Raw genomic sequence first — 24,045 nt, forward strand, 5'->3', positions numbered from 1 at the left:
ACAAGTTGGATGTTGAAAATAAAGTCCTCACTTGGTAGGTGCCGCGAGAAAGCGAATCGGGCAGACGAAAACGAAAATTTCCTTAAAAAAATTGCAACACCGGCTCCGGCAGCGCTTGTGGATCGATAGTAGGATCGATTGGAGAGACGAAATCTACAGATAGAGCCGAAGCGACATGCTACTTCGTGGCTTCGACCATTACCCAGTAGCGGGTGCGAAACCGCACCTGCACCGGTAGCACGCTCGGCAGCGTAGCGAGGATGCGATCGGTGTTGTGCAACGGGAACACCACGGAGAAGCGCAGGTTGGCCACGGCCGGGGCGCAACGCACAAGACCCGGACGGTAGCGACCCAGCTCAACCATGAAATCACCCAGGCGCACGTTGTCGGCCACGATCTGGCCGCGCGCCCAGGCAGAGTCCTGTTCGTCCAGGGCTACCGGAACGTCGAATGTGCTGCGCGTAAACCACATACGCTCGCCTGCCCGAAGCATCTGCGGCTGACCGCTGGCGTCAACCAGCGTAATCTCCACGGCGCTTTCCAGCACGGCCACGCTGGTATGGCCGGCCCACTGGCGCACGGCGAAACGGGTACCCAGGGCACGTATGCCGCCTTCGGCGGTTTCAACGATGAATGGTCGGAGATCAACCACGCCATCCGTCGCCGCGTGGGCGGTGACTATCATCACCTCGCCCGCCACCAGCCGCACCAACCTGCGATGCACATCAAAGTGCACATTGATAGCGCTACCGGTGTTAAGCGTGACGCGGGTGCCGTCATCCAAAGTTACACTACGCTGCTCGCCGGTACCGGTATGGTGGTCGGCCGCCGCCTGTTGCCAAGTCTGCGTGCGCGAGGCGAGCACGCCCGTAGTGCCGGTCACACCGCACCACAGCAACAAGTTGATGGCCTTACGGCGCCCAGGCGACTTCAGTTCGGCGGGCTTGGCATAAGGCGAGAGCGCCTTATAGGCCGCCTTCGGATCCATCACCTTAAGCCGACCGATGACGGCCTCAATATGCTTCCAGGCGCGCTCGTGATCCAAGTGGGCAGCACGCCATTGCTGCCAGCGCCGCCGATCCTCATCCGTCGCTTCGCCAGACATCAGCAGGGTCAGCCATTCGGCCGCCTGATCAGCAGTGGCGTCGCCGATCAACTGACCGCCTGCCATGGGCGGTGGGCGGATGCTATCAGTGGAACCAGACAGAGACATGGATAGGGGCTGACTGCGCTATGCAGCGAGTACAAAAAAACACTGCCGGTTAGCGCGCATCAGATACTGCTTGACGGAGCTGGTAGACACAGCCAGGCGCTCGGCAATCTCGGCGTAACTCAGCTCTTCCAGATGCGCGAGCAGGAAAGCTTCCTTCACCTGCGATGGCAGACCGTCCAGAACGCGATCAAGTTGCTGCAGGGCTTCCAACGCGAGCAATTGAGCCTCAGGCGAGGGTGCCAATTCCTCCGGCATCTCGGCCAGCATTTCCAGATAACCGGTTTCGAGCAATTGACGGCGGTAACGATGCGCCATCAACCTGCGGGCGATGGTAACCAGGAAAGGGCGCGGTTCACGGATATTACCGGCTGCTCCCGCCGTGATTACGCTAACGAAGGTATCCTGCGCCAAATCGGCAGCGACAAAGGAGTCACCCAGCTTGCGGCGCAGCCAGCCCTGCAACCAACCATGATGGTCAGCGTACAAAATGTCGATCTGCTGATGTAATGCGATATTGGTGACGGCCACGATCCCCTCCCGTGCTCAACGACCGGACAGGAAGAGCAGGCGCCGAACAGAAATGATAACTGTTATCAGTTTATAGAATTCATTGCATAGATGCAAATTATGCTTTCAGGCGGACTACGCCTAAGGATTGCGCCGCATCGACAGCGGGCTTGATGCGCTTTATCTTAACCATGACGATATCTAGAAACTTCAATTCTAAGCGCGACTGAAGGGAAAAGCAGAACGGATTTAGGAAGGCACCGACATACGGAAAATCTCATATTCTTTGGAGAAACTGACTGTGGCAAGCCTCAGTGAACGTCAGCCAATTTCAATGCTGACATCAGCATAAAATAAAAAAGCCCGGCATTTTCATGCCGGGCTTTTTTGATCTAATCAAGAACCGATTAAGGAGCCTGAATATTGGATGCTTGCTTACCTTTAGGGCCTTGTGTGACTTCAAAAGTAACCTTTTGGCCCTCTTGAAGAGACTTGAAGCCGCTCATGTTAATTGCTGAAAAGTGTGCAAACAAATCTTCGCTTCCATCATCGGGAGTGACAAATCCAAAACCTTTTGCGTCGTTAAACCATTTTACTGTACCAGTTGCCATGTGAATTACTTCCTTAACTAAAAACGAGGAAATCCCCCGCGAAACTATTTGAATCGAAGATTGCACATGGAAAAAACCAGTATCGCAAAAACTTTGAATCAAACGCCAGTCAACCTTATACACTTGTTAAGGGATATTGTCAAAGTAATTCACAGTACATCTCAAATCCATGTATATACGCCCATGCTTTCGTTGACTGTACCAGTGAATACTCATACCTAAAAAATGCCAGTACTTGTACTCCATGGTAAAAACCCAACAGATGAGGATACGAAAGACGTTTATATCGCTCCCTCCATGGATTTCATATTAACCCTGTCATAACTTGATCAAGTATACGTTCGATAACATCAAAAAAACCTCGTTTATACACCACTGCGCGAACAATATTACGCTTGATTGAAATCCGAACAAGCTTATGGCAATAACTGCCGCAAAACAAATTACGTCTAGTCGAAACGGAATTCATAAGTTTTCACCTTCAAACTCGGCAACATAGTTGATAATACCCACCACCCATGAAAATTATAAATGTTTCAATCTCTGATTCAGATTTCTGCTTATGTCCTTCCTGATTAAACTGCGCGAACGTCTTCTTGGTAAATCACTCGACCCTCTCAATCCATCTACGCGCCACAGCATTGTTCTGGTGTCGTTCCTTGCTTGGATCGGCTTAGGAGCAGATGGCTTATCTTCTTCTTGCTATGGCCCTGAAGAAGCCTTTCTGGCTCTCGGCACCCACACTCATTTGGGTCTCTATCTCGCACTGGCAACGGCATTCACGGTATTCATTATTGCCCTGGCCTATAATCAAGTTATTGATTTGTTCCCTACGGGAGGGGGTGGCTACAAGGTCGCAACACATTTAATAGGTCCACACGCAGGGCTGGTTTCAGGCGCAGCACTGATCGTGGACTATGTGCTGACCATTGCGATTTCAATTGCCAGCGGCGTGGATGCGTTGTTTAGCCTGTTCCCGGCCGAATTACAAAGTTTCAAACTGGGTAGCGAAATCGGATTACTCGTATTGCTGATCGTACTCAACCTACGCGGTATGAAAGAGTCCATTAAAATTCTGCTGCCGATTTTTCTCGGTTTCTTCGTCACCCATGCGCTGCTTATCGGTTACGGCATTATTGCCCACGCAGAAGGTTTGCCTGCTTTAATCCCAAATACCTTGAAAGAAACCTCCTCACTGGCTCAAGAGACCAGCTGGATATTCGTCTCCGCGTTATTTCTGCGTGCCTATTCGCTCGGTGGCGGCACGTACACTGGCATTGAAGCGGTATCCAACAATGTGAATATGCTGGCCGAGCCACGCATCCGCACCGGAAAGCTGACCATGCTGTACATGGCGCTATCCTTGGCCTTCACCGCGGGGGGCATCATCGTACTGTACTTATTGTGGGAGACTAAGCATGTAGACGGACAAACGCTAAATGCGGTTACCTTCCAGTCCATCATCAGCACGCTCGGTATGCCGACATGGGCTAACGGCAGCACGCTGGCGCTAGTACTTGCTCTGGAAGCGGGATTGCTGCTGGTTGCGGCTAATACCGGCTTTCTCGGTGGCCCGGCAGTTATGGCTAACATGGCGGCTGATTCATGGGTACCGCGCCAGTTTCTTCACCTCTCCTCGCGTTTGGTCACACAGAACGGCATCCTCGTAATGGGCGTGGCGGCGCTACTCATTCTGATTTGGAGCCAAGGCGATGTATCGCTGCTGGTGGTGCTATACAGTATTAACGTGTTCCTCACCTTCAGCTTGTCGCTGCTTGGTTTGTCCGTACACTGGTGGCGCCAACGGCTCAGCGTACGTACCTGGAAAAGAAAACTCGCGCTTTCCATGCTGGGGCTTTCTGTCACCGGCAGCATCCTGTTGGTCACTCTGGTAGAAAAATTCGGTGATGGCGGCTGGATGACAATACTGATCACCGGACTAGTCATCGGGTTCTGCCTGCTTATTCGCACGCATTATGACGAAACACGAGAAAAGTTGAAGGAGGTGGAAAAACTTTTTGCCCAAACAATTAAATTTGATCCAGGCACGCCTCAAAAACTTGATCCGGCATTACCCACTGCGATCTTCTTGGTTGACGAAAATCGCGGCGTGGGTATTCACACTATCATGTGGGTGTTGCGGCTGTTCCCCGGTCATTTCAAGAACTTCATTTTCCTGAACGCTGGTGAAGTTGATACCCAAAGCTTCGATAGCAACGCCACCCTCCGTACCATGCAGTATAAAATAGAAAATGCGCTATGCTATTACGCTGGATTTTCCCGCAGCCAGGACCTCAACGCGAGCTGGCGCATGGCTTATGGCACCGATCCGGTGATGGTCTTGGATAATTTAGTTCAAGAAGTCATGACCGAGTATCCGAACAGTGTTTGCTTTGCCACCAAACTAATTTTCGTGAACGACAACATGTTTGTGCGCTGGCTGCATAACCAGACCGCCCTGACCATGCAGCGCCGCTTGCACTTGCGCGGACAACAGATGGTCATTTTGCCGATGAAGGTAAGTTAATTCTTGGATCGACATAGGTAAGGCGCTCATCACTCAACAGCAGAAAGCACTTCAGGGTCAGTGGCGAAATCCCGGTAATATTCGCCACGTCTGAGTATAAAGTAGATAGTCCAAAAGCTTGTGTGCCCAAACACAATGGAGCGTTTGTAACCACCTTCAATTCCTTAAGCAATCGAGCATCAAAGCGAACGATGCAATCTTATATCTAATTGATATTAATAAAATTAATACGATGATAAACTGACTTAGGTAAAAAATTTTGCCTCAGCTAAGTGTCAGAATATTTAAGCAGAAATATCCTTCCTGAATCCGACAAGCCAATGTTTTCGCAACAATATATTATGGTAAATATTCAACATTAATGGTGATGTCCACCTTCGTCATGCGTATGACCATGTTCCAGCTCTTCGGCAGTAGCAGCACGTACATTGGTAACAATACCTACAAAGTTTAGCGTTTTGCCAGCAAGCGGATGGTTACCATCTACGGTCACTTCGGTATCGGTTACATCTACAACAGTATAGAGCGAGTAATCGTCATCGTCGCCATCTTCCACTCCTCCCTCGAACTGCATGCCAATGGTAATTTCATCCGGGAACAAATTGCGCGGCTCAACGTGCACCAGGTCGTGCTCATATTCTCCAAAAGCATCGTCCGGTTCCATCGTAATTTTAAGTTCAGCACCTACATCCTTACCTTGTAACGCTTCTTCCACAGTCGGAAATATTCCGTCATAACCACCATGCAGATAGCTGATAGGATCTTCTGTTTTTTCCAGCAGACTGCCGTTTGCATCAAATAACTCATAGCGCAACGATACAACAGTGTTTTTTGCAATTTTCATTTCAACTCCTTAATATCAGATTGAGAATTTCATCGGCATGGCCGTGTGCTTAAACACTATATAAAGCATGAAGTAACTTGCCTTGTTTGTCGATCACAAAAATGGAATGTTTAATTGAGATTTTTTATGTCCATCTACCTTTTTGTCCCCGTCCATTTTTTCCATAGAGCACTTCGTATTTTAGGCAAACTTTAGATTCTGCGTCTAAAAAAATCAGCGCAAATAGACCATATTTATCGCGAAAGTCAGTATGATTCAAGCGTTCGTCGCGACTAATTAGCATTTGCTAGCAACTGATGAACCAACTTCATTACGCGTGCCGATTAGCAAATACCATGATGTATTCGTTAATAAAATGAGCGTGATCAATCCAACGCTGCAGATTGCACTTTGATAAATTAAATCTAGTTTCATGTGGACGAAAATATTTTCGTGTGCATTAGCGTGGGTATAATACTAGTTATGAAAACCAATTCCACCATGCTTGGTGGGTTAACGACAGAAGCGTTTTTACGCGATTACTGGCAAAAAAAACCCTTACTCATTCGCCAAGCATTCTCGCAATTCAATGGATTGCTTGATCAATCACAGTTATTCACCTTGGCTTGCACTGAGGATGTGCAGTCACGCCTCGTGACCCAACGCCACGGTCAGTGGCAAGTGCAAAATGGCCCATTTAAAGCGACGAAGTTCGATAACTTGGGAAAAAGTCAGTGGACTGTACTGGTGCAAGGCGTGAATCAGCACCTGCCAGAAGGAGCCGCACTATTAAAGAATTTCAGCTTCATACCGCATGCGCGTTTGGATGATCTGATGGTGAGTTATGCCCCCAAAGGAGGGGGCGTGGGCGCGCATTTCGATTCTTATGATGTGTTTCTTTTGCAGGGTTCCGGCCATCGTCGCTGGCAAATTTCTGCACAACAGGATCATACACTGGTAGAAGATGCTCCATTGAGGATCCTGCAGCGCTTCCAAATGGAACAAGAGTGGGTGCTAGCACCAGGCGATATGCTTTACCTGCCGCCGCATTACGCTCATAACGGTATTGCCGAAAGCGATTGTATGACATATTCCATTGGTTTCCGCACCCCGACCTATCAAGAATTGGCGGAACAGTTTCTGGTGTACTTACAGGATCAAGTTTGCTTGGACGGCATGTATGTTGATCCGGATCTAAAAGTTCAACGCCATCCCTCAGAAATTAGTACGGATATGCTACATCAGGTAGCGCAGAGCATCCGGCGGATAAAATGGAGTAAGCGCGACATTGCCAATTTCATCGGTAGCTATCTCAGCGACCCTAAACCGCATATATTTTTTGATCCGCCTATGAAGCCACTTAGCCGTGCTCGCTTCGAACAGGCGATACAAACCTGCGGCATAGCGATGGCCCTGAAAACCCAAATGTTGTGTCATAACGGCGTGGTGTTCATTAATGGCATAGCACACACCGTCAGTAAATATGCTTATCGAGAATTACGTTCTCTCGCCGATGCGCGCCAGCTCGATTCCACTGAGGGTCTATCGCGGGAAGCATTTGAATTGCTTTATCTATGGTACACAGATGGATATATTGTACCTATTGTTAAGCAAGCAATAAGTAAATAAGCTTATTTTTAGAATGAATCGAATAAAAGGCATCAATTTTGATTGTATATCCTAAATATCTTACGTCACCTCTGCCAACGGTCTATAAATTAGGTTTCATATCCCTCAAGCCTCGCTTCGATAAAATGCGGATGATGGTTTCTATCCAGAGTTCAGCCACTGTCTTGGATTTGAAAAAATCACGATAAGTATCATTATTTGCTAGAATTATTGTATATATTGGTATAGAATGTTGCGTCTTCGCTGTAATTTACTGTAATTTAGCGTTGTAGCGGACTGAAATTCCCCGGTTTTGTATGTAAATTTAATTATTGTGAAGGAAAAGTAAATGAAACGTTTTGCTCTAGTTGCTGCCCTGTTGGCATTGTCCTTGACTGCTTGTGGCGAAAAGCCTAAGGCACCTGCAGTGGAAACTCCAGTTATTGTATCACCAGTTGTTGTAACACCTGCACCTGCTGTTGATGCTGCTGCTACTGCCGCTGGTAGTGCTGCAGAAGCCGCTGGTAGTGCTGCGGATGCCGCTGGTGCTGCTGCTACTGCGGCTGGTACTGCTGCTGATGCCGCTCATGGTGCTGCTGACGCTGCTAAGGATGCAATGAAGAAGTAATTTCTCTTCTTGCACATTGCACACTAAAAAGCCGATGTAAAGTCGGCTTTTTTATTTTCATATCTTACCTCTAAACAATTTCTCGCCAGGCAAGCCCTTCGTCTTGTCCAGCCACCGCAACCCATTCTGGGTTGCAATTGAGTGCTGTACTTAACGCATATACCGCCAGTTCAGGCGTGTTATTTTTACGGCTTAAATGTGCAGCCACAATATGCTGCAAACGGCTATAGTCCAACCGAGCCAGCAGTGCTGCCGCGTCCGCATTATTCAGATGTCCGAATCGTCCACCGACACGTTGTTTGAGACTTAGTGGGTAATTACTGTTGGCCAACAGTGCAGCATCATGATTGCATTCCAGCACCAACGCATCACAGCCGCTAAGCGTCACTTCGATATGAGGAGTGGAACAACCAATATCGGTCAATACCCCTAACCGTTTTGCACCATCGCTGAACATATACTGTACTGGCTCAGCCGCATCATGTGGCACAGGAAAAGGCTGCACCAACAACCCATCAATAGCGAAGGGACGATGAGAGTCAATTTTTGTCAGCTTGGGTATATTGCTGAGAAATTTGAATTGCGCGCGAAATGTGCCGTGCGTTAGCCATATCGGAATCGAATACTTACGTGCTAGCCGCGCTACTCCTGCAATGTGGTCGCCATGTTCATGCGTCACCACAATGCCGTTAAGACAACCAGGAGCCAAGCCAAGACGCGCCAGACGCATACAGGTGTCAGTTAGAGTAAAGCCGCAGTCCATTAATACAAAGGTTTTGCCAGCTTGCACTACCAATGCATTACCTTCGCTGCCGCTACCAAGTGAAGCGAAGCGCATCAATTAAGCTCGAACGCTACTTGGTCAACTGTTTGTACAATAGATCCATAATACGCTGCGTGGCTTGATCCTTACCACCACCTTGGTTGAGAACACTGACTTCACAACCAGCGTTATTCTCACGCACGGTCACCTGATAGCGTGCAGTTCCTTCGACCGAATTTTTAGTAGATTTTCGGTCGCTATCATTGCGCCAGAACATCAAATTATTGACCCAACTTTTCTTCGCTATATCCTTGCTCGCACTCACAAAGTATATGCCGCTGACTCTATCCTTGTCCTGCACCTCGATGCCCGCCTGATCTAACGCCAGTCCTATCTTGCGCCAACTTTTGTCAAATGGCTCGTTCAATATAATGATTTTGTTGCCGTTTATTTCTTGTAGCTTCGGCATGACGGCCTCTTGCGACTTAGGTATTTGCCCTGCCTGAACCTGGCCTTCCGTGCTACCGCCTAACTTGATCATCAATAACTGCAACATGTTGGCTTCCAGCTCAGGATCATTCGGACGAGGCCTCCATTTATAGCCGTTCTTATCCACATCCAACGCTTCTTCCATGCCGCTATGGCTAATATAAATTTCCGAACTGCTGCCATCCTTGCTACGCTCCAAGCGGGTACGATACATGTCCTGCACGCCAGATGAATGAAGTTTGTCGAATACCTTGCCAAGTATTTTACCTAAGCCACTTTGCTGAATTTTGGCGCGCCTCTCCGTCCAGTCTGTTTCGATGAGACCAGCCGCAGGATTGTCGGATTTGATGATAAAACCTTGTTCCTGCCAGAATTCTTTAACCAGCGGCCACACCTTCTCTACTTTTTCCCCCACGACTAGCCAACGCTGCGTGCCATTACGTTCTAAATGCACATTCTTCACTTCCGGCAAAACAGTGGTGTCAACACCAACTTGCGCCACTTGGCCTCCCTTAGCAAAATCAGAAAAATTTGTCACAATCTCGCCATCACTGCCCGGTATCGTATGTTGATTTCTAATTGCAGGAGTAGTCAGGTCAGGTGGAACTTCTAGCGCCGGGATCTTGATTGCGGCAGATTTATAATCAACACGCTTGTTTTCAATGCCAATGGCACTGCACCCGGCCAAAATCAATAATGAAAAAAATAATACGGTTAAATATAGTGTTCTCATGCCATCCCTGAAATTTTTTATTACCGTAAGTTTAATTATTTGAACATTGCATGATTAATAAATGCAATGACATTTCGGATACGCAGTAGCAAACGGAATCCGCGTTCCGCCATTTCTCCCACCATAGCGAGGAAATTGTACTGGTAATTGGTCTGAATTAAACTAAAACTAATTGATCGCTCCTGCCTGGCGCATCGCATCCTCAACTAGATCTTGGGAGACTAAAGACAGTGGTGTAAGCGGCAGGCGCAGTACATTTTTCATTTTTCCCATAGACGACACAGCCCATTTTACCGGTATAGGGTTGGCCTCAATAAACAAGTAGCGGTGCAACCCAAGCAAGCGGAAATTGATCTCGCGCGCCTTGACCACTTCACCGTTCAAGGCTGCTAAGCACATCTCATGCATTAACTTGGGTGCCACGTTGGCGGTAACAGAAATCGTGCCATGTGCGCCCAGCAGTATCAATGCCAACGCACTCGCATCATCACCACTGTAGATCGCGAAATCTTTGGGCGCCCGCTGTAATAGATCACTTCCACGCTCGATATCCCCACTTGCATCCTTAATGCCAACGATATTAGGAATCTGTGCCAAGCGCAGCACAATATCATTATGTATGCCCACACAAGTGCGTCCCGGCACGTTATAGAGGATATGCGGCATATCCACAGCCTCGGCAATAGCTTTGAAGTGCAAGTACAAACCTTCCTGTGTTGGCTTATTGTAATACGGCACCACTGTCAGCGAAGCATCTGCGCCTGCCTTTTTTGAGAAAGCTGCCAATTCGATAGCTTCTTTCGTTGAATTAGCGCCTGTTCCTGCAATCACTGGAATGCGCCCGGCCACGTGCTCCACTGCCACCTGAATCAACGACTCATGTTCAGTTAAATCCACCGTAGGCGATTCGCCTGTAGTGCCAACCACTACGATACCATCCGTGCCCTGCATAATATGAAAATCAATTAGTGCGCGGAACGCAGCTAAATCCAGACCGCCGTCTTCTTGCATTGGGGTCACGATTGCAACAATACTGCCCTTAATCATAGTGTTGGCAATGCTAAAATTGAATCGATCATTTAGGCCATTTATGTCTTAGTGAACGCCGAACAATTCAACATCAAAAATCAATGCTGCATTTGGCGGAATAGCACTTCCTGCCCCTCGTGCGCCATAACCCAAGTCAGCCGGAATAATGAGCGTGCGTTGACCGCCGACTTTCATACCAGCGACTCCTTGATCCCAGCCTTTAATTACGCGCCCTTCACCTAATGGAAAAGAAAAATGTGCACCACGATCGCGGGAACTATCAAATTTTGTACCTTTATTATTTGGCATGGTTGCATTATAAAGCCAGCCCGTGTAGTGCACGTCGACCGTTTTACCTGCTACGGCTTCTTTACCATCGCCAATTTTCTGATCTATTTTAATGAGTTTTGTAACAACAGTCGTTACATTATCGGCGGCAGAAAATGCATTCTGGGTCGGCAACATCATAGGTATAAGAAGCATGCCAGAAAATAATAATTTTTTAATTTTATACACAATCAAACCTCCGTAAAAAGTTAAGCATCCAATAGTATCATTTTAGGAAACATCTAGCAGCCTATCGAAATTACATCCATTTAAAAATAAAAAAATCAACCATCACCACTATGAAATAATATAACTAAATATTAATAAATAGTGAGTTGAATATCATTTCATGGCCGTCGAGCGAATATGCATCCATAACGCCAGCACAATACATTCTGCCGCCACAGATTGTTCAAACCCCACCAGCGCGCCTGATAGCTATACAAGCTTCACTGGCAAATGAATTTGTTCTTCAAATAGATCAAGCAGCATTTGCGTATCAAAAAGTTCTACGGCAATTTTAAGGTCTGTCTTGACGTTTAACCATTTCGAAAATCAGATAGCTCTCTCAAAACCAGACAATACTTAAGCTTAGTGGGATTCGTCGTAACTCATAGCAGTACCCTAAAGTATTTCTGCAACTTGTCGTAAAGTAAAATGTAAACATGTATTGGATTAGAAAGGTGAATTTTTAAATTACAAAATATTTTTCGTCATCCAACATATTGCTATCTTGATTTATTAACACTTTTGGAAGTGCAATGCAATTTAAGACTGTAATGAAAATTATTTATATTCGTAATAATTCGTTATTGTTATTATTTAAACCACTTAATATATAAAGTTTCAATCATCACTTATGATCAAAGGCAAATTAAATATTCCATTAGATTTCTTGTATACCAAGAGACCGCCTTTAGTCGGGGTCGATATTTGCTCGTCTTCAATCAAAATTGTGGAGCTAAGCGAATTAGCGAAAAAAAACGGCTATGTGATTGAGCATTATGCAATAGAACCATTGCCCCAAAACGCTGTAAGCGATGGCAACGTCAATGATCTGGAGGCAGTTTCGGAATGTCTGCGACGCGCTTGGAAACGAATGGGGACTCGCATTAAAAATATTAGCCTTGCACTTCCCGCTGCTGCCGTGATTAGCAAAAAAATTTTGCTGCCTAGTGGATTGAATGAGGAAGATATGGAGTATCAGGTGGAGGCAGAAGCAAATCAGTACATACCATTTGCTATTGACGAGGTTAACCTGGATTTTCAGGTCATAGGCCCAGCACCTGGCAATACTGCAGAAATCGAAATACTGTTGGCTGCCTCGCGTAATGCTAACGTTGAAGACCGCGTTGCTGTCGCACAAGTGGCCGGACTCAAGGTGATGGTGATGGATGTAGAGCATTACGCCGCTGAAATGGCATTTGATCAGGTCCGTTTGCAATTGCCGGGGGGCGCCACTGATCAATGCGTAGCGTTGGTAGATATAGGTGCAAACGTCATGAATGTAAACATAATGCGCAACGGGCAATCGGTGTACATGCGCGACCAACAAATGGGTGGTGATCAATTAACACAATATATCCAGAATGCGTTCGGCTTGTCCGCTGAGGAGGCAGAAGCAGGCAAACTTAATGGCGGATTGCCGGAAAATTACGAAAGCGACGTGCTGGCACCATTCCGCGAAAGCGTGGCGGGCGAAGTGTTTCGTGCCATTCAGCTTTTCTATACCTCAACCCAGTTCAACGAAGTAAGCTACATTGTTTTAGCTGGTGGCTGCGCAGCACTTTCTAATTTGGATGATGCTGTAGCAACACGTACACAGGTGAAAACACTGGTGGCGAATCCATTTGCTCACATGAGCTTATCCGGGCGCATTAATCAGCGCCAATTACAGATTGATGCGCCAGCGCTAATGATTGCCTGTGGTCTTGCGATGAGGAGGTTTGATCCTTCATGATACGCATTAATTTATTACCGCATCGTGCTGAGAAGCGCAAAGCGCGGCAGATTCAGTTCTACGCGTTCAGCGCCATCACGTTAGTGTTGGCAACAATGCTTGTTGGTTTTGTACATATTGTCATTAACACGCAAATTGAATATCAGGAACGCCGCAACCGATATCTGACAGATCAAATTGCCCTGCTAGACAAGCAGATCTCTGAAATAAAGCATCTAAAGATGGAGATTGCAGCACTGATGGAGCGGAAAACCGTGGTTGAAAAACTGCAAAGTACCCGCTCAGATGTGGTGCATCTACTGGATCAGATGTTAAATATTTTGCCAGAAAGCGTGTATTTAAAATCAATTAAACAGATTGGCAACAAAGTTGACCTGGTTGGCTTTACTCAGTCGAATGCGCGGGTATCCACTCTGATGCGCTCTATTGATAGTTCTCAATGGCTAGAATCGCCGACACTGGTTCAAATTTCTGCAACAACCGCGAATGCGAATGGGCCACGCTTGAATGAATTTACTCTGAATTTCAATTTGACCACTCAGGTACCAACAACCCCCGTTTCTCCGGTTAAGCCAGCTGGCACGAAAGGTTAGGTAAGATCATGAGACTGCTAGAAGATCTAAAGAATATTAACCCCAAAGACCCGGGCGGCTGGCCTTTGTTGGTGAAATTCAGCGCATTTGTGGCAATATTCGTGACCGTTTTACTTTTAGGTGCTGTATTTGACTGGAGGGATCGTTGGGAAGCGCTGAGCAATGCCAAACAAATTGAGACTACATTAAAAACAGATTTCAAGACCAAAAAGGCAATAGCCATCAATCTGGATGTTATCAATAAAAAACTTACGGAAGCCAGGCAATCGTTTGATGCGTTGCTGAAACAATTGCCGAGCAAGTCAGAAATGGACGCGTTGCTGACTGATATTAATCAGGCTGGCCTGGGTCACGGTCTCCAATTTGAATTGTTTAGACCCGGCGCCGAGATTATTACCGGCGTGTTTGCTGAGCAGGCAATTACCATTAAAGTAACGGGCAATTATGATGACATTGGTAAGTTTGCTAGCGATATTGCCCAATTGCCGCGCATCGTATCGTTAAGCGAAATTAGCATTAATCCAACGGGAGGACACCTGACTATGGATACGATAGCTAAAACATATCGCTATTTAGACGATGAAGAATTAACTGTTCAAAAACAATCGTCTAAAACCGCTGGAGCACACAAATGAGACCCGCTTATTTGCTGCTATTCACATCTTTATTGTTGTCTGCCTGTGCTGACGAGGAGTTTCAGGACTTGCGCAATTTCGTCAAAGACACTGGAAGTGGAATGCGTGGCAAGGTGGATCCACCCCCCGAGATTAAGCCTTATGAGCCATTTGTTTATGATAACTCTACAGCTTTGCCCGATCCATTCAAACCACGCAAGCCCGAAGTGAAAAGTGGCGATCTCCCTGGCCTCAATCAGCCGGATATGAAACGACGTCGAGAAACACTGGAAGAATCCCCATTAGAAAGTTTAAAGATGGTTGGTTTCCTTTATAAGACTAAAGTTGGTCATGCCATCGTACGCTCGTCGGATGGCAAGCTGCATCGAGTCAAGACAGGCAATTACCTGGGATCAAATTTTGGTCAAATTATTTCAGTCACAGAAACCGAAGTGAAAATCAAGGAAATCGTGCAAGATAGTGCGGGAGACTGGACGGAACGTATAAGTAGTTTGCCATTGATGGAATGAATGATTAGGGAGTGAAACATGAGACATTATAAAAACGCAGTCAAAAACCTTGTTTTGCTTGTTGTCGCAGCATTTGCGGTTTGTGCGTTAACTGCCCATGCACAAAGCAATACCAATGCGCAAAACGCTAACACACAAAATGCTAGCGCAGCAAATAGCATACAGTCGCTCAGCGTCAGCGCTGCACCGGGCGGCAAGCTGGTGCTTAAATTGGGTTTGAAGAATACGCTTACCAATCCGCCTTTAAATTTTGCAATCAGCAATCCGGCTCGCATAGTATTTGATTTCCCCAATACAACAAATGGGCTAGGCAAATCGACGCAGAAATTTGGCGTAGGTGAATTGCATAGCGCCAATATCGTGCAATCAGACAATCGCACCCGCTTGGTGATTAACCTCAATCAAACATTGGTTTATGACGCTCAAACACAGGGAACTAACCTGCTCATTACCCTGCAGGGCAAAGTTCCTGCGGCATCAGCGACAACAGCTACTGCACGATTTGCTGAGGCGAAGTCAGGTACCCAGAAATATAGCCTGCGTGATATTGTTTTTCGTCGTGGTGGGAATGGTGAAGGACGCATCCAGATAGACTTGTCTGATCCGGGTGTGGGTATAGGGGTTAAGCAGCAGGGTAAAAGCCTGATCGTGGACTTCATGAATACCAGTCTACCGCGCAACCTGCAACGTAAACTTGATGTAGTGGATTTCGGCACGCCAATACAAGGAATCGATACATTCATGCAGGGTGACCATGTGCGCATGGTCATCGAACCCAAGGGTTTGTGGGAGCACGTCGCATACCAGACGGATAACAAGTTTATCGTGGAAATAAAAGCAGTGGCGGATGACCCGAATAAACTATTGAAAAATAGACAGATAGGTTATGCGGGCGAAAAATTGACATTGAGCTTCCAGAATATTGCAGTGCGCGAAGCACTGAACGTTATTGCCGACTTTACTAATCTGAACATGGTGATCAGCGATTCCGTTAGCGGTAATCTCACCTTACGACTTAAGGATGTACCGTGGGATCAAGCATTACAAATCATTCTTGATTCACGCGGCTTGGACATGCGCAAGAACGGCAACGTGATCCAGGTTGCCCCGCGCGAGGAATTAGCAACCAAGGAAAAACTTAATTTAGCCGCGAATCAAGAAATCTTCGACCTTGAAGCTATCCACACGGAAAGTTACCGACTTGCTTATTCAAAAGGAGTGGAAATTGTCGCTTTGCTACAGAGTCCCACCCAGCGCATGCTCTCTAAACGTGGGAGCGCAGTGGTGGATGCACGCACTAATACTGTGTTCGTTCAAGATACGCCATCGCGTTTGGAGGAAGTACGCAAACTGATCAAGCAAGTTGACGTGGCGGTGCGCCAAGTAATGATTGAAGCACGTTTTGTTGAGGCAAGCGATACATTTACTCGAACCTTGGGCGGAAGATTAAGCTATACCGGGCCACCTCCACCTGGAGGCGGGTTTTCCATAGGTGGTGATCAACGTGGCTCTATAGGCGGCAGTGCTGGTGGTGGGGCAGTTAACCTGCCAGGAACCCCCGGGCTAATTGGTACTGGTGTGGTGACAGCGATGCTTTTCAACTCATCGGTGACCAAAATATTAGGATTGGAGTTGCAGGCATCCCAACTGAATGGAATAACTAAAAATATTGCTAGTCCTCGTGTGGTGACTGCAAATGGAACTGAGGCGATAATTGAACAAGGTGTCCAAATTCCCTATCAGACAGTTAGCCTCCAAGGAACAAATGTGTTATTTAAAAAGGCAATTTTAAGCCTTATCGTGACTCCTCAAATCACGCCTGATGATAATATCAACATGAAAGTAGAAGTAACTCAGGATTCTGTGGGCGAGATAATCAACACGACAACAGGGGGGGTGCCCAGTATTAATACGAAGAGAATCAGTACCCAAGTATTGATTGATAATGGGGGGACTGTTGTTATTGGCGGAGTCTACATTCAAGACGAGTTAAGATCGACTCCTAAGGTGCCGCTGTTAGGCGATATACCGATTCTTGGATGGCTATTTAAAAGTCAAACTAATACGAGTAACAAAAGGGAGTTATTGGTTTTCATTTCCCCCAAAATCCTGAGTGATAGCTTGAACCTGCGTTAAAAAATGGGTGTATGAACTTAAAAAGCCCGGCTATGCCGGGCTTTTTAAGTTGTAGAACAAAATGAACACGGTAATTTTCAGCTACAATTCGATCATGTATCCTATTAATAAAATACACCCCAAGCGTCTTTCCGGCAACATCTTCCTTGTAGGAATGATGGGGGCAGGGAAAACTACCGTAGGGAAATTACTCGCCCAGCAGTTAGGCAAGATTTTTGTAGACAGTGATGAAGAAATTCAGCAGCGTACTGGCGTAACTATCCCGCACATCTTTGATGTTGAAGGTGAGGCTGGTTTTCGTCAACGTGAAGCAAGCATAATTCAAGACTTGGTACTGCTCGACAACATCGTTTTAGCGACGGGGGGTGGCACGGTATTGAATGAGAATAGCCGCGTTGCATTGTGTTGCAATGGCATAGTGGTGTACCTGAAAAGCACAATTCATGACCTCTGGCAGCGAACCCGCCATGATCGCAATCGCCCGTTATTGCAAACAGCCGACCCACACGCCAAACTGAAAAATATGTATGAACAGCGCGATCCACTATATGCACAAGTGGCCAATTTGGTTATGCCTACCGGCAAACAAAGCGCGCAAAGTCTAGTTTTGCATTTGCAGCAAGAGCTAAACCGATTTTCGAAATTAAGTCATAATAACCATTGAGATTACTTTAAATCATGACAGCAGCGCATTTCCGTGCACCCGACTAATAATTCTACCCATTTTTAAATATAGAAAAACGAGCAATTTTGTTGGAAAGTCAGCTATTCAAAAGTAGTTTCCGCTCAAACCTATTGGGTTTTAACCTGCGCTGGAATCTTGGAATCCCAGAAATAACGGAGCAATTCATTCAGTCTGCGTCTGTACTCCTTCACAAGGTTATAGCTTTGCCCGCCATTCATTATGCAATCTTAACTAGAAGTTCTCAAAACTTATGCAAACATTAACCGTTGGGCTGGCAGAGCGTAGTTATCCTATTTATATAGGCAGTGACTTACTAGGATGTGCAGAATTACTATTACCGCACTTGCCCCACAAAAGAGCGGCAGTGGTGACCAACACTACCGTGGCACCATTGTACTTGGACCCCCTGCGCGCCACGCTGCAAGCTCATGGCGTGAACATGATACCCATCATCTTGCCGGATGGTGAACAACATAAGAATGCAGAAACGTTAGGGCTAATTTACGATGCACTGCTTTCCCATCGATGCGAACGCAACACACCATTGATCGCCTTGGGCGGGGGAGTGATAGGCGACATGACAGGCTATGCTGCCGCAACCTATTTGCGCGGCGTTCCTTTCATTCAAATTCCCACCACTCTGCTGGCACAGGTGGATTCATCGGTCGGCGGCAAGACCGGTATCAACCACCCGTTGGGTAAGAATATGATAGGTGCGTTTTACCAGCCGCAAGTTGTGCTTGCCGACATCACCACATTGAATACATTGTCGGATCAGGAGTTACGCGCGGGCATTGCGGAAGTCATAAAATACGGCCTGATCCGCGATCTATCTTTCTTCGAGTGGCTGGAACAAAACATGGAAAAATTATTGGCACGCGATGCGGATGCGCTGCAATACGCTATCACACGCAGTTGCCAAAACAAGGCCGAGGTAGTCGCTGCAGACGAGCGTGAAAATGGAGAACGCGCCCTGCTTAACCTAGGCCATACCTTCGGTCACGCTATCGAGACAGGTATGGGTTATGGTGCATGGCTACATGGCGAGGCAGTTGCTGCAGGTACCATTATGGCTGCCGATCTGTCGTGTCGCCTGGGTTGGCTAAGCAAGGAAGATACGGATCGCATCCGTGGTTTGTTTGAACGCGCTGGCTTACCGGTAATCGCGCCTGCTTTGGGAGTGGAGAAATACCTGCAATTGATGGGCCTGGACAAGAAAGTGGTTGGCGGCAAAATCCGTTTCGTGCTGCTTAAAAGCATCGGTTGTGCGGTGATAAGCGGGGACGTACAGCCGGAATTGTTGCGGCAAACTTTGGTGGCGAACAGCGCGCATGGCTGAACTTGCACCTTATGCGGTAACAGAGGGCAACACACGCGGCAGAATTGAGCGTGAGGAAGCGCCTTTTGGACGCAGCGAATTTCAACGTGATCGTGATCGCATCATCCATTCCACCGCCTTCCGTCGCCTGGAATATAAGACTCAGGTATTTGTTAACCATGAAGGCGACCTATTTCGCACCCGGTTGACTCACAGCATGGAAGTAGCACAAATCGCCCGCTCCATCGCGCGCTATCTGAAATTAAATGAAGATCTGGTGGAGGCTATATCGCTCGCTCACGATCTCGGCCACACACCATTCGGCCACGCCGGGCAGGATGCACTCAATGCCTGTATGAAGGATTACGGTGGCTTCGAGCACAACTTGCAATCGCTACGCGTGGTGGACGTACTCGAAGATCATTATGCCGCCTTCGATGGACTCAATCTGTGCTTCGAAACGCGCGAGGGTATTCTCAAACATTGCTCGCCGGTAAATGCCGCCAAGCTGGGTGCAGTGGGCGAGCGTTTCCTTAAGCAGCAGCGTCCTTCGCTGGAAGCGCAGATCGCCAATTTGGCCGATGAAATCGCCTACAACAACCATGATGTGGATGATGGGCTCCGCTCCGGATTAATTACACTGGAGCAATTTACCTCGGTGCGCTTATTTGCCAGTCATCTCGATGCTGTACGACTAGCCTACCCCGGCCTAGCCGAGCGCCGCCTGATTCACGAAACGATACGGCGCATGATTAATACACTTGCAACAGATTTAATCCATGAAACTGAAAAAAATATTCAGACTTATGCTGTGCATGACATCGCTGAGGTCCGCGCCGCGCCGCCGCTGGCAGCATTTAGTGCCGAAATCTATGACCAACAGCGCGAACTCAAAGCCTTTCTGCGTACGCATTTATATCGTCATTACCGCGTCATGCGCATGAGCGCCAAGGCGCGCCGCATCATCAGCGACCTATTTCAAGTATTCATGGAGGATAGCCGCCTGCTGCCTCCGCAGTTTCAGCAGCAGGCGCAAGCCGACCGTGCCCGCACCGTGTCCGACTACATCGCCGGTATGACTGATCGCTACGCCATCAAAGAGCACCAAAGGTTGTTTGCCGTTGAAGAAGGATGATTCCCGCTCTACTTCAATAATGAAGTCTGCGTCATTCCACAGACTTCTAAACTATTCAGCATAGATCGGATTAACGATAAACAAGGATACCTTGGATTCAAGCTCGAAGTGCGCCATTCCATATGCACGGTTGATCAAAGAATACCTGCTGCGAAGTTTTTTATACGAATTAAGATTCAAGTTACTATCCCCGCAAAAAACATGAGAATTTTTCAATCCATGCCAACTGCGGAACTTCCCTTATATAATGCCGCACCCTGAAACTTGGCTGTACTTAATTTTTCCATGCTGTTTTCTTCCTCACACTCCCGTCCACGTTACACCCATCTGTATGGCTCGTCCGATGCCCTGGCTCTGGCGCAATATGCCGAGCTGCATGTGCCGCTGGTGGTAATTGCCGCCAGCGCACTGGAAGCGCAGCGACTGGTGGAAGAGATTCCGTTTTTCTCTCCTGAGCTGCGTGTACATCTGTTGCCGGATTGGGAAACGCTGCCCTATGATCACTTCTCGCCGCATCAGGATCTCATCTCCGAGCGACTTGCTACGCTGCATCATATTCGCAGCCAGTCGTGTGATGTGATCGTCGTCCCGATAACCACTGCGCTATATCCGTTGTCCCCAGTGGAATATCTGGCTGCGTTCACATTCTTTCTTAAGTGCGGCGAGAAACTGGACATTGCCCAGTTGCGTGAACAAATGACATTGGCCGGTTATACCCATGTTCAGCAGGTGCTGACACCGGGCGAATACTGCGTGCGTGGTGGTTTGATTGACCTTTTCCCGATGGGCAGTAGTGTGCCTTACCGCATCGACTTGTTCGATGACGAAATTGATACTATCGCGACCTTCGATGTAGATACCCAACGCACCATTTATCCAGTGCGGGATATTCGCCTGTTACCGGCGCGCGAGTTTCCACTGGATGAGGCCGGACAAGCATGTTTTCGTCAAAATTTCCGCGATCGTTTCGAGGGTGATCCATCCAAAGCAAGCATTTACAAAGGTGTGAGCCGTGGCATCGCGCCCGCCGGGATTGAATATTACCTCCCCTTGTTTTTCGAGCGAACTGCCACATTATTTGATTATTTGCCTGCACATGCCACGCTGTGCATGCATCACAATGTGGATGCTGCCATTGCCACTTTTGCGAAAGATGCGCAGTCGCGCTACAACCTGCTTCGCGGTGACCCGCAACGTCCTTTACTGGAACCACACGAATTGTTTTTGAACGCAGAAAGTTTCTTTGTTGCTGCGAAAAATTTCAAACGTATCGATCTCATCACAAATACTCCCTCTTCCTCCCAAACTGACAATTCCGAGCAGAAAGAATGCGTAGAAGAGACTCCCCCTACTCTCTTTCAAGAAGAAAAGACACATAAAACCCTTACTTCTTGCGCTACCAAAAAATTGCCCGGCATCGCGGTAAATCGGCGCGCCGACATTCCGACACATGCACTTCAAAGCTTTCTACAAGATTACGCTGGCCGGGTATTATTGCTCGCCGACAGTTTGGGGCGGCGCGAAATAATGGCCGAGTATTTGCGCGAATACGGCCTGGTACCTGCACTGTGTGATAACTATGCGCAATTTCTCGCCGGTAACGATCACTTCATGCTTACCGTAGGGGCGCTGCAGAATGGTTTCATTCTGCAAGATGAACAATTAGCAATTATCACAGAAAGTGAGCTGTATGCCGCGCAGCCACGCAGCCGAATTGCGCGCACCACAAAGAAAAGCAATGTGGAAGGAATGCTGCGCGACCTGTCGGAGCTCAAGCCGGGCGATCCTGTGGTGCATGAACAGCATGGCATCGCGCGTTATCATGGCCTGATAAACCTTGATCTCGGCGAAGGCGAGAACGAATTTTTGTTGCTGGAGTACGCCGGTGGAGACAAGTTGTATGTTCCAGTGGCACAGCTGCATGTAATCAGCCGTTACAGTGGTGGAGCCCCGGAAACCGCACCGTTGCATAAGTTGGGCAGCGGCACTTGGGACAAGGCCAAACGTCGCGCCATGCAGCAGGTGCGCGATACCGCTGCCGAATTGCTCAATCTGTATGCCCAACGCGCCACGCGCAAAGGTCACCAATTCAAACTGTCACAACATGATTACGAGGCGTTCGCCGCCGGTTTTGGTTTTGAAGAAACACCTGATCAGGCCGCCGCCATTGAGGCGGTGGTCACTGATCTGCAGAGCGGCAAACCCATGGATCGGCTAATCTGCGGCGATGTGGGTTTTGGTAAAACGGAAGTGGCGCTGCGTGCTGCCTTTATTGCGGCGATGGATGATAAACAAGTAGCAGTACTGGTACCCACCACGCTGCTCACAGAACAACATTTCCAGAACTTCTGCAATCGTTTTGCCGACTGGCCCATCAAAATTGGCGAACTGTCGCGCTTCCGCTCCGCTAAGGAACAGGCTCAAACACTGAAAGACATGGAAGATGGCAAGCTAGACATTATCATCGGCACGCACAAGCTGATCCAGAAGGGTATTAAATTCCATAACTTGGGACTGATCATCATCGACGAGGAACACCGTTTCGGCGTGCAGCAGAAGGAGCGCCTCAAGGCGCTACGCGCCGAAGTTGACGTGCTCACCCTGACCGCCACGCCTATCCCGCGCACGCTGGCAATGTCTTTGGAAGGCCTGCGCGATTTCTCGGTGATTGCCACTGCACCGCAGCGCCGTCTGTCCATCAAGACCTTCGTCAGCAACTACAGCCAGGGCGTCATCCGTGAAGCGGTGCTACGCGAACTGAAGCGCGGCGGACAAATCTATTTCCTGCACAACGAGGTAGACACCATCGCCAATATGGCGGAAAAACTGGGTACTTTACTGCCTGAAGCACGTATCCGAGTAGCGCACGGCCAGATGGGAGAACGCGACTTGGAAGCGGTCATGCGTGATTTTTACCAACAGCGCTTTAATGTGCTGCTATGCACCACCATCATTGAAACCGGCATTGATGTACCCAGTGCCAATACCATCATCATGAACCGCGCGGACCGTTTTGGATTGGCGCAGCTACATCAGTTGCGCGGCCGGGTTGGGCGCTCGCACCACCAAGCGTATGCCTATTTATTGGTGGACAATATGGAGGGACTGACCGCACAGGCGAAGAAAAGATTGGAAGCTATCCAGGCCATGGAGCAACTAGGAAGCGGTTTCTATCTTGCGATGCATGATCTGGAAATTCGCGGCGCGGGCGAGGTGCTGGGCGAGTCACAAAGCGGTGAGATGCATGAGATTGGTTTTTCACTCTACACGGATATGCTCAACGCGGCCATTACCTCGCTCAGACTGGGCCATGAACCGGACATGGCCCACCCACTTGGGGTCGCCACCGAAATTAACCTGCATACCCCCGCCTTGCTGCCCAACAATTATTGCGGCGACATTCACCAACGGCTGGTGCTGTACAAACGTATGGCCAACTGCACCACATCAGAAGAACTGGACGACATGCATCAGGAGCTGATAGACCGCTTCGGTCTACTGCCGCCGCCTGCTCATACATTGCTTGATTGCCACCGTCTGCGCATCGCTGCCAAGCAGCTCGGCATTGTCAAGGTGGATGCTTCCAGCGAGGCGATTCAAATTCAGTTCATGCCAAATCCGCCCATAGATCCGATGCGCATCATCACGCTCATCCAGAGCAAGCGCCAATACAAATTGAATGGTCCGGACAAACTGAGAATTGAATTAAAATACGGCGATGTCGGCCAGCGTGTGTTGGCAATCAAGAACTTTTTTCATGAGCTATCATAAATCGTTTAGCTTCGTTACAACCATTGTCATACAGTCTTTGAGGGA

At 48.0% G+C, this 24,045-nt stretch carries 20 protein-coding genes; 12 read left to right on the top strand and 8 right to left on the bottom strand.

Annotated features, from left to right (window positions below; all coding sequences use genetic code 11):
• Positions 1-178: 178 nt before the first annotated feature.
• The 3 genes from MKZ32_RS12440 to MKZ32_RS12450 all read right to left on the bottom strand — a co-directional run bounded on the left by MKZ32_RS12440 (position 179) and on the right by MKZ32_RS12450 (position 2,331).
• On the bottom strand, positions 179-1,171 hold the full coding sequence (locus tag MKZ32_RS12440; protein ID WP_239797558.1) for a FecR domain-containing protein: 993 nt from the start codon (positions 1,169-1,171) through the stop codon (positions 179-181).
• Positions 1,172-1,231: 60 nt separating this feature from the next.
• The gene (locus MKZ32_RS12445) at positions 1,232-1,741 is read right to left on the bottom strand and encodes a sigma-70 family RNA polymerase sigma factor (RefSeq protein ID WP_239797559.1); all 510 of its coding nucleotides are present in this window, start codon (positions 1,739-1,741) and stop codon (positions 1,232-1,234) included.
• 386 nt (positions 1,742-2,127) lie between these two features.
• Positions 2,128-2,331: a cold-shock protein gene (locus MKZ32_RS12450; RefSeq protein WP_173055054.1), complete on the bottom strand. Its 204-nt coding sequence runs from the start codon at positions 2,329-2,331 to the stop codon at positions 2,128-2,130.
• Positions 2,332-2,893: 562 nt separating this feature from the next.
• Between MKZ32_RS12450 and MKZ32_RS12455 the strand changes: the two genes are divergently transcribed.
• Positions 2,894-4,858, top strand: coding sequence for an APC family permease (locus tag MKZ32_RS12455; RefSeq protein WP_239797560.1), 1,965 nt, complete (start codon positions 2,894-2,896; stop codon positions 4,856-4,858).
• A gap of 358 nt (positions 4,859-5,216) precedes the next feature.
• Here MKZ32_RS12455 and MKZ32_RS12460 read toward each other — a convergent pair whose 3' ends face one another.
• Positions 5,217-5,702, bottom strand: coding sequence for an FKBP-type peptidyl-prolyl cis-trans isomerase (locus MKZ32_RS12460; RefSeq protein WP_239797561.1), 486 nt, complete (start codon positions 5,700-5,702; stop codon positions 5,217-5,219).
• A 462-nt stretch (positions 5,703-6,164) separates the two neighbouring features.
• On the opposite strand from MKZ32_RS12460, the gene MKZ32_RS12465 reads away from it, so the two are divergent.
• Together MKZ32_RS12465 and MKZ32_RS12470 are read left to right on the top strand one after the other, a co-directional pair.
• The gene (locus MKZ32_RS12465) at positions 6,165-7,310 is read left to right on the top strand and encodes a cupin domain-containing protein (RefSeq protein WP_239797562.1); all 1,146 of its coding nucleotides are present in this window, start codon (positions 6,165-6,167) and stop codon (positions 7,308-7,310) included.
• Between the two features lie 328 nt (positions 7,311-7,638).
• A complete protein-coding gene (locus tag MKZ32_RS12470; RefSeq protein ID WP_239797563.1) occupies positions 7,639-7,917 on the top strand; it encodes a hypothetical protein in 279 nt (92 codons plus the stop codon).
• 70 nt (positions 7,918-7,987) lie between these two features.
• On the opposite strand, the gene MKZ32_RS12475 is transcribed toward MKZ32_RS12470, so the two are convergent.
• The 4 genes from MKZ32_RS12475 to MKZ32_RS12490 form a co-directional block, all read right to left on the bottom strand.
• Entirely contained in the window at positions 7,988-8,755 is a 768-nt protein-coding gene (locus MKZ32_RS12475) for an MBL fold metallo-hydrolase (protein WP_239797564.1), read from the bottom strand.
• A 16-nt stretch (positions 8,756-8,771) separates the two neighbouring features.
• Positions 8,772-9,902, bottom strand: a complete 1,131-nt coding sequence (bamC, locus tag MKZ32_RS12480; RefSeq protein ID WP_239797565.1) for an outer membrane protein assembly factor BamC — start codon at positions 9,900-9,902, stop codon at positions 8,772-8,774.
• Between the two features lie 168 nt (positions 9,903-10,070).
• Positions 10,071-10,949 carry a 4-hydroxy-tetrahydrodipicolinate synthase gene (gene dapA, locus MKZ32_RS12485; RefSeq protein WP_239797566.1) on the bottom strand — a complete coding sequence of 293 codons (879 nt, stop codon included), beginning with the start codon at positions 10,947-10,949 and terminating at the stop codon, positions 10,071-10,073.
• A gap of 48 nt (positions 10,950-10,997) precedes the next feature.
• A complete protein-coding gene (locus MKZ32_RS12490) occupies positions 10,998-11,447 on the bottom strand; it encodes an FKBP-type peptidyl-prolyl cis-trans isomerase (protein WP_420887739.1) in 450 nt (149 codons plus the stop codon).
• A gap of 670 nt (positions 11,448-12,117) precedes the next feature.
• Between MKZ32_RS12490 and MKZ32_RS12495 the strand changes: the two genes are divergently transcribed.
• From MKZ32_RS12495 to mfd, 9 genes are all read left to right on the top strand, one after another.
• On the top strand, positions 12,118-13,218 hold the full coding sequence (locus MKZ32_RS12495) for a pilus assembly protein PilM (protein WP_239797567.1): 1,101 nt from the start codon (positions 12,118-12,120) through the stop codon (positions 13,216-13,218).
• On the top strand, positions 13,215-13,811 hold the full coding sequence (locus MKZ32_RS12500) for a PilN domain-containing protein (protein ID WP_239797568.1): 597 nt from the start codon (positions 13,215-13,217) through the stop codon (positions 13,809-13,811). The genes MKZ32_RS12495 and MKZ32_RS12500 overlap by 4 nt, the downstream gene beginning before the upstream one ends.
• 101 nt (positions 13,812-13,912) lie before the next feature.
• Positions 13,913-14,446: a type IV pilus inner membrane component PilO gene (locus MKZ32_RS12505; RefSeq protein WP_239797569.1), complete on the top strand. Its 534-nt coding sequence runs from the start codon at positions 13,913-13,915 to the stop codon at positions 14,444-14,446.
• Complete coding sequence (locus MKZ32_RS12510; protein WP_239797570.1) at positions 14,443-14,955, top strand: pilus assembly protein PilP; 513 nt, start codon at positions 14,443-14,445, stop codon at positions 14,953-14,955. The genes MKZ32_RS12505 and MKZ32_RS12510 overlap by 4 nt, the downstream gene beginning before the upstream one ends.
• An 18-nt stretch (positions 14,956-14,973) precedes the next feature.
• Positions 14,974-17,091 (top strand): type IV pilus secretin PilQ, encoded by a 2,118-nt coding sequence (locus MKZ32_RS12515; RefSeq protein WP_239797571.1) that lies wholly within the window; start codon positions 14,974-14,976, stop codon positions 17,089-17,091.
• A 94-nt stretch (positions 17,092-17,185) separates the two neighbouring features.
• Positions 17,186-17,755 (top strand): shikimate kinase, encoded by a 570-nt coding sequence (locus MKZ32_RS12520; protein WP_239797572.1) that lies wholly within the window; start codon positions 17,186-17,188, stop codon positions 17,753-17,755.
• A gap of 271 nt (positions 17,756-18,026) precedes the next feature.
• Entirely contained in the window at positions 18,027-19,115 is a 1,089-nt protein-coding gene (gene aroB / locus MKZ32_RS12525) for a 3-dehydroquinate synthase (RefSeq protein ID WP_239797573.1), read from the top strand.
• Complete coding sequence (locus MKZ32_RS12530) at positions 19,108-20,229, top strand: deoxyguanosinetriphosphate triphosphohydrolase (protein ID WP_239797574.1); 1,122 nt, start codon at positions 19,108-19,110, stop codon at positions 20,227-20,229. The genes aroB and MKZ32_RS12530 overlap by 8 nt, the downstream gene beginning before the upstream one ends.
• Positions 20,230-20,514: 285 nt before the next feature.
• Positions 20,515-24,000 (top strand): transcription-repair coupling factor, encoded by a 3,486-nt coding sequence (mfd, locus tag MKZ32_RS12535; RefSeq protein WP_239797575.1) that lies wholly within the window; start codon positions 20,515-20,517, stop codon positions 23,998-24,000.
• Positions 24,001-24,045 lie beyond the last annotated feature (45 nt).

The organism is Candidatus Nitrotoga arctica, assembly GCF_918378365.1.
Classification (GTDB): Bacteria; Pseudomonadota; Gammaproteobacteria; order Burkholderiales; family Gallionellaceae; genus Nitrotoga; species Nitrotoga arctica.

Excerpts from the sequence above, each read along its gene's own strand:
- MKZ32_RS12440 (WP_239797558.1), bottom strand. The coding sequence starts at position 1,171 with ATGGCAGGCGGTCAGTTGATCGGCGACGCCACTGCTGATCAGGCGGCC.
- MKZ32_RS12450 (WP_173055054.1), bottom strand. The coding sequence starts at position 2,331 with ATGGCAACTGGTACAGTAAAATGGTTTAACGACGCAAAAGGTTTTGGA.
- MKZ32_RS12455 (WP_239797560.1), top strand. The coding sequence starts at position 2,894 with ATGTCCTTCCTGATTAAACTGCGCGAACGTCTTCTTGGTAAATCACTC.
- MKZ32_RS12460 (WP_239797561.1), bottom strand. The coding sequence starts at position 5,702 with ATGAAAATTGCAAAAAACACTGTTGTATCGTTGCGCTATGAGTTATTT.
- MKZ32_RS12465 (WP_239797562.1), top strand. The coding sequence starts at position 6,165 with ATGAAAACCAATTCCACCATGCTTGGTGGGTTAACGACAGAAGCGTTT.
- MKZ32_RS12470 (WP_239797563.1), top strand. The coding sequence starts at position 7,639 with ATGAAACGTTTTGCTCTAGTTGCTGCCCTGTTGGCATTGTCCTTGACT.
- MKZ32_RS12475 (WP_239797564.1), bottom strand. The coding sequence starts at position 8,755 with ATGCGCTTCGCTTCACTTGGTAGCGGCAGCGAAGGTAATGCATTGGTA.
- bamC (WP_239797565.1), bottom strand. The coding sequence starts at position 9,902 with ATGAGAACACTATATTTAACCGTATTATTTTTTTCATTATTGATTTTG.
- dapA (WP_239797566.1), bottom strand. The coding sequence starts at position 10,949 with ATGATTAAGGGCAGTATTGTTGCAATCGTGACCCCAATGCAAGAAGAC.
- MKZ32_RS12495 (WP_239797567.1), top strand. The coding sequence starts at position 12,118 with ATGATCAAAGGCAAATTAAATATTCCATTAGATTTCTTGTATACCAAG.
- MKZ32_RS12500 (WP_239797568.1), top strand. The coding sequence starts at position 13,215 with ATGATACGCATTAATTTATTACCGCATCGTGCTGAGAAGCGCAAAGCG.
- MKZ32_RS12510 (WP_239797570.1), top strand. The coding sequence starts at position 14,443 with ATGAGACCCGCTTATTTGCTGCTATTCACATCTTTATTGTTGTCTGCC.
- MKZ32_RS12515 (WP_239797571.1), top strand. The coding sequence starts at position 14,974 with ATGAGACATTATAAAAACGCAGTCAAAAACCTTGTTTTGCTTGTTGTC.
- MKZ32_RS12520 (WP_239797572.1), top strand. The coding sequence starts at position 17,186 with ATGTATCCTATTAATAAAATACACCCCAAGCGTCTTTCCGGCAACATC.
- aroB (WP_239797573.1), top strand. The coding sequence starts at position 18,027 with ATGCAAACATTAACCGTTGGGCTGGCAGAGCGTAGTTATCCTATTTAT.
- MKZ32_RS12530 (WP_239797574.1), top strand. The coding sequence starts at position 19,108 with ATGGCTGAACTTGCACCTTATGCGGTAACAGAGGGCAACACACGCGGC.
- mfd (WP_239797575.1), top strand. The coding sequence starts at position 20,515 with ATGCTGTTTTCTTCCTCACACTCCCGTCCACGTTACACCCATCTGTAT.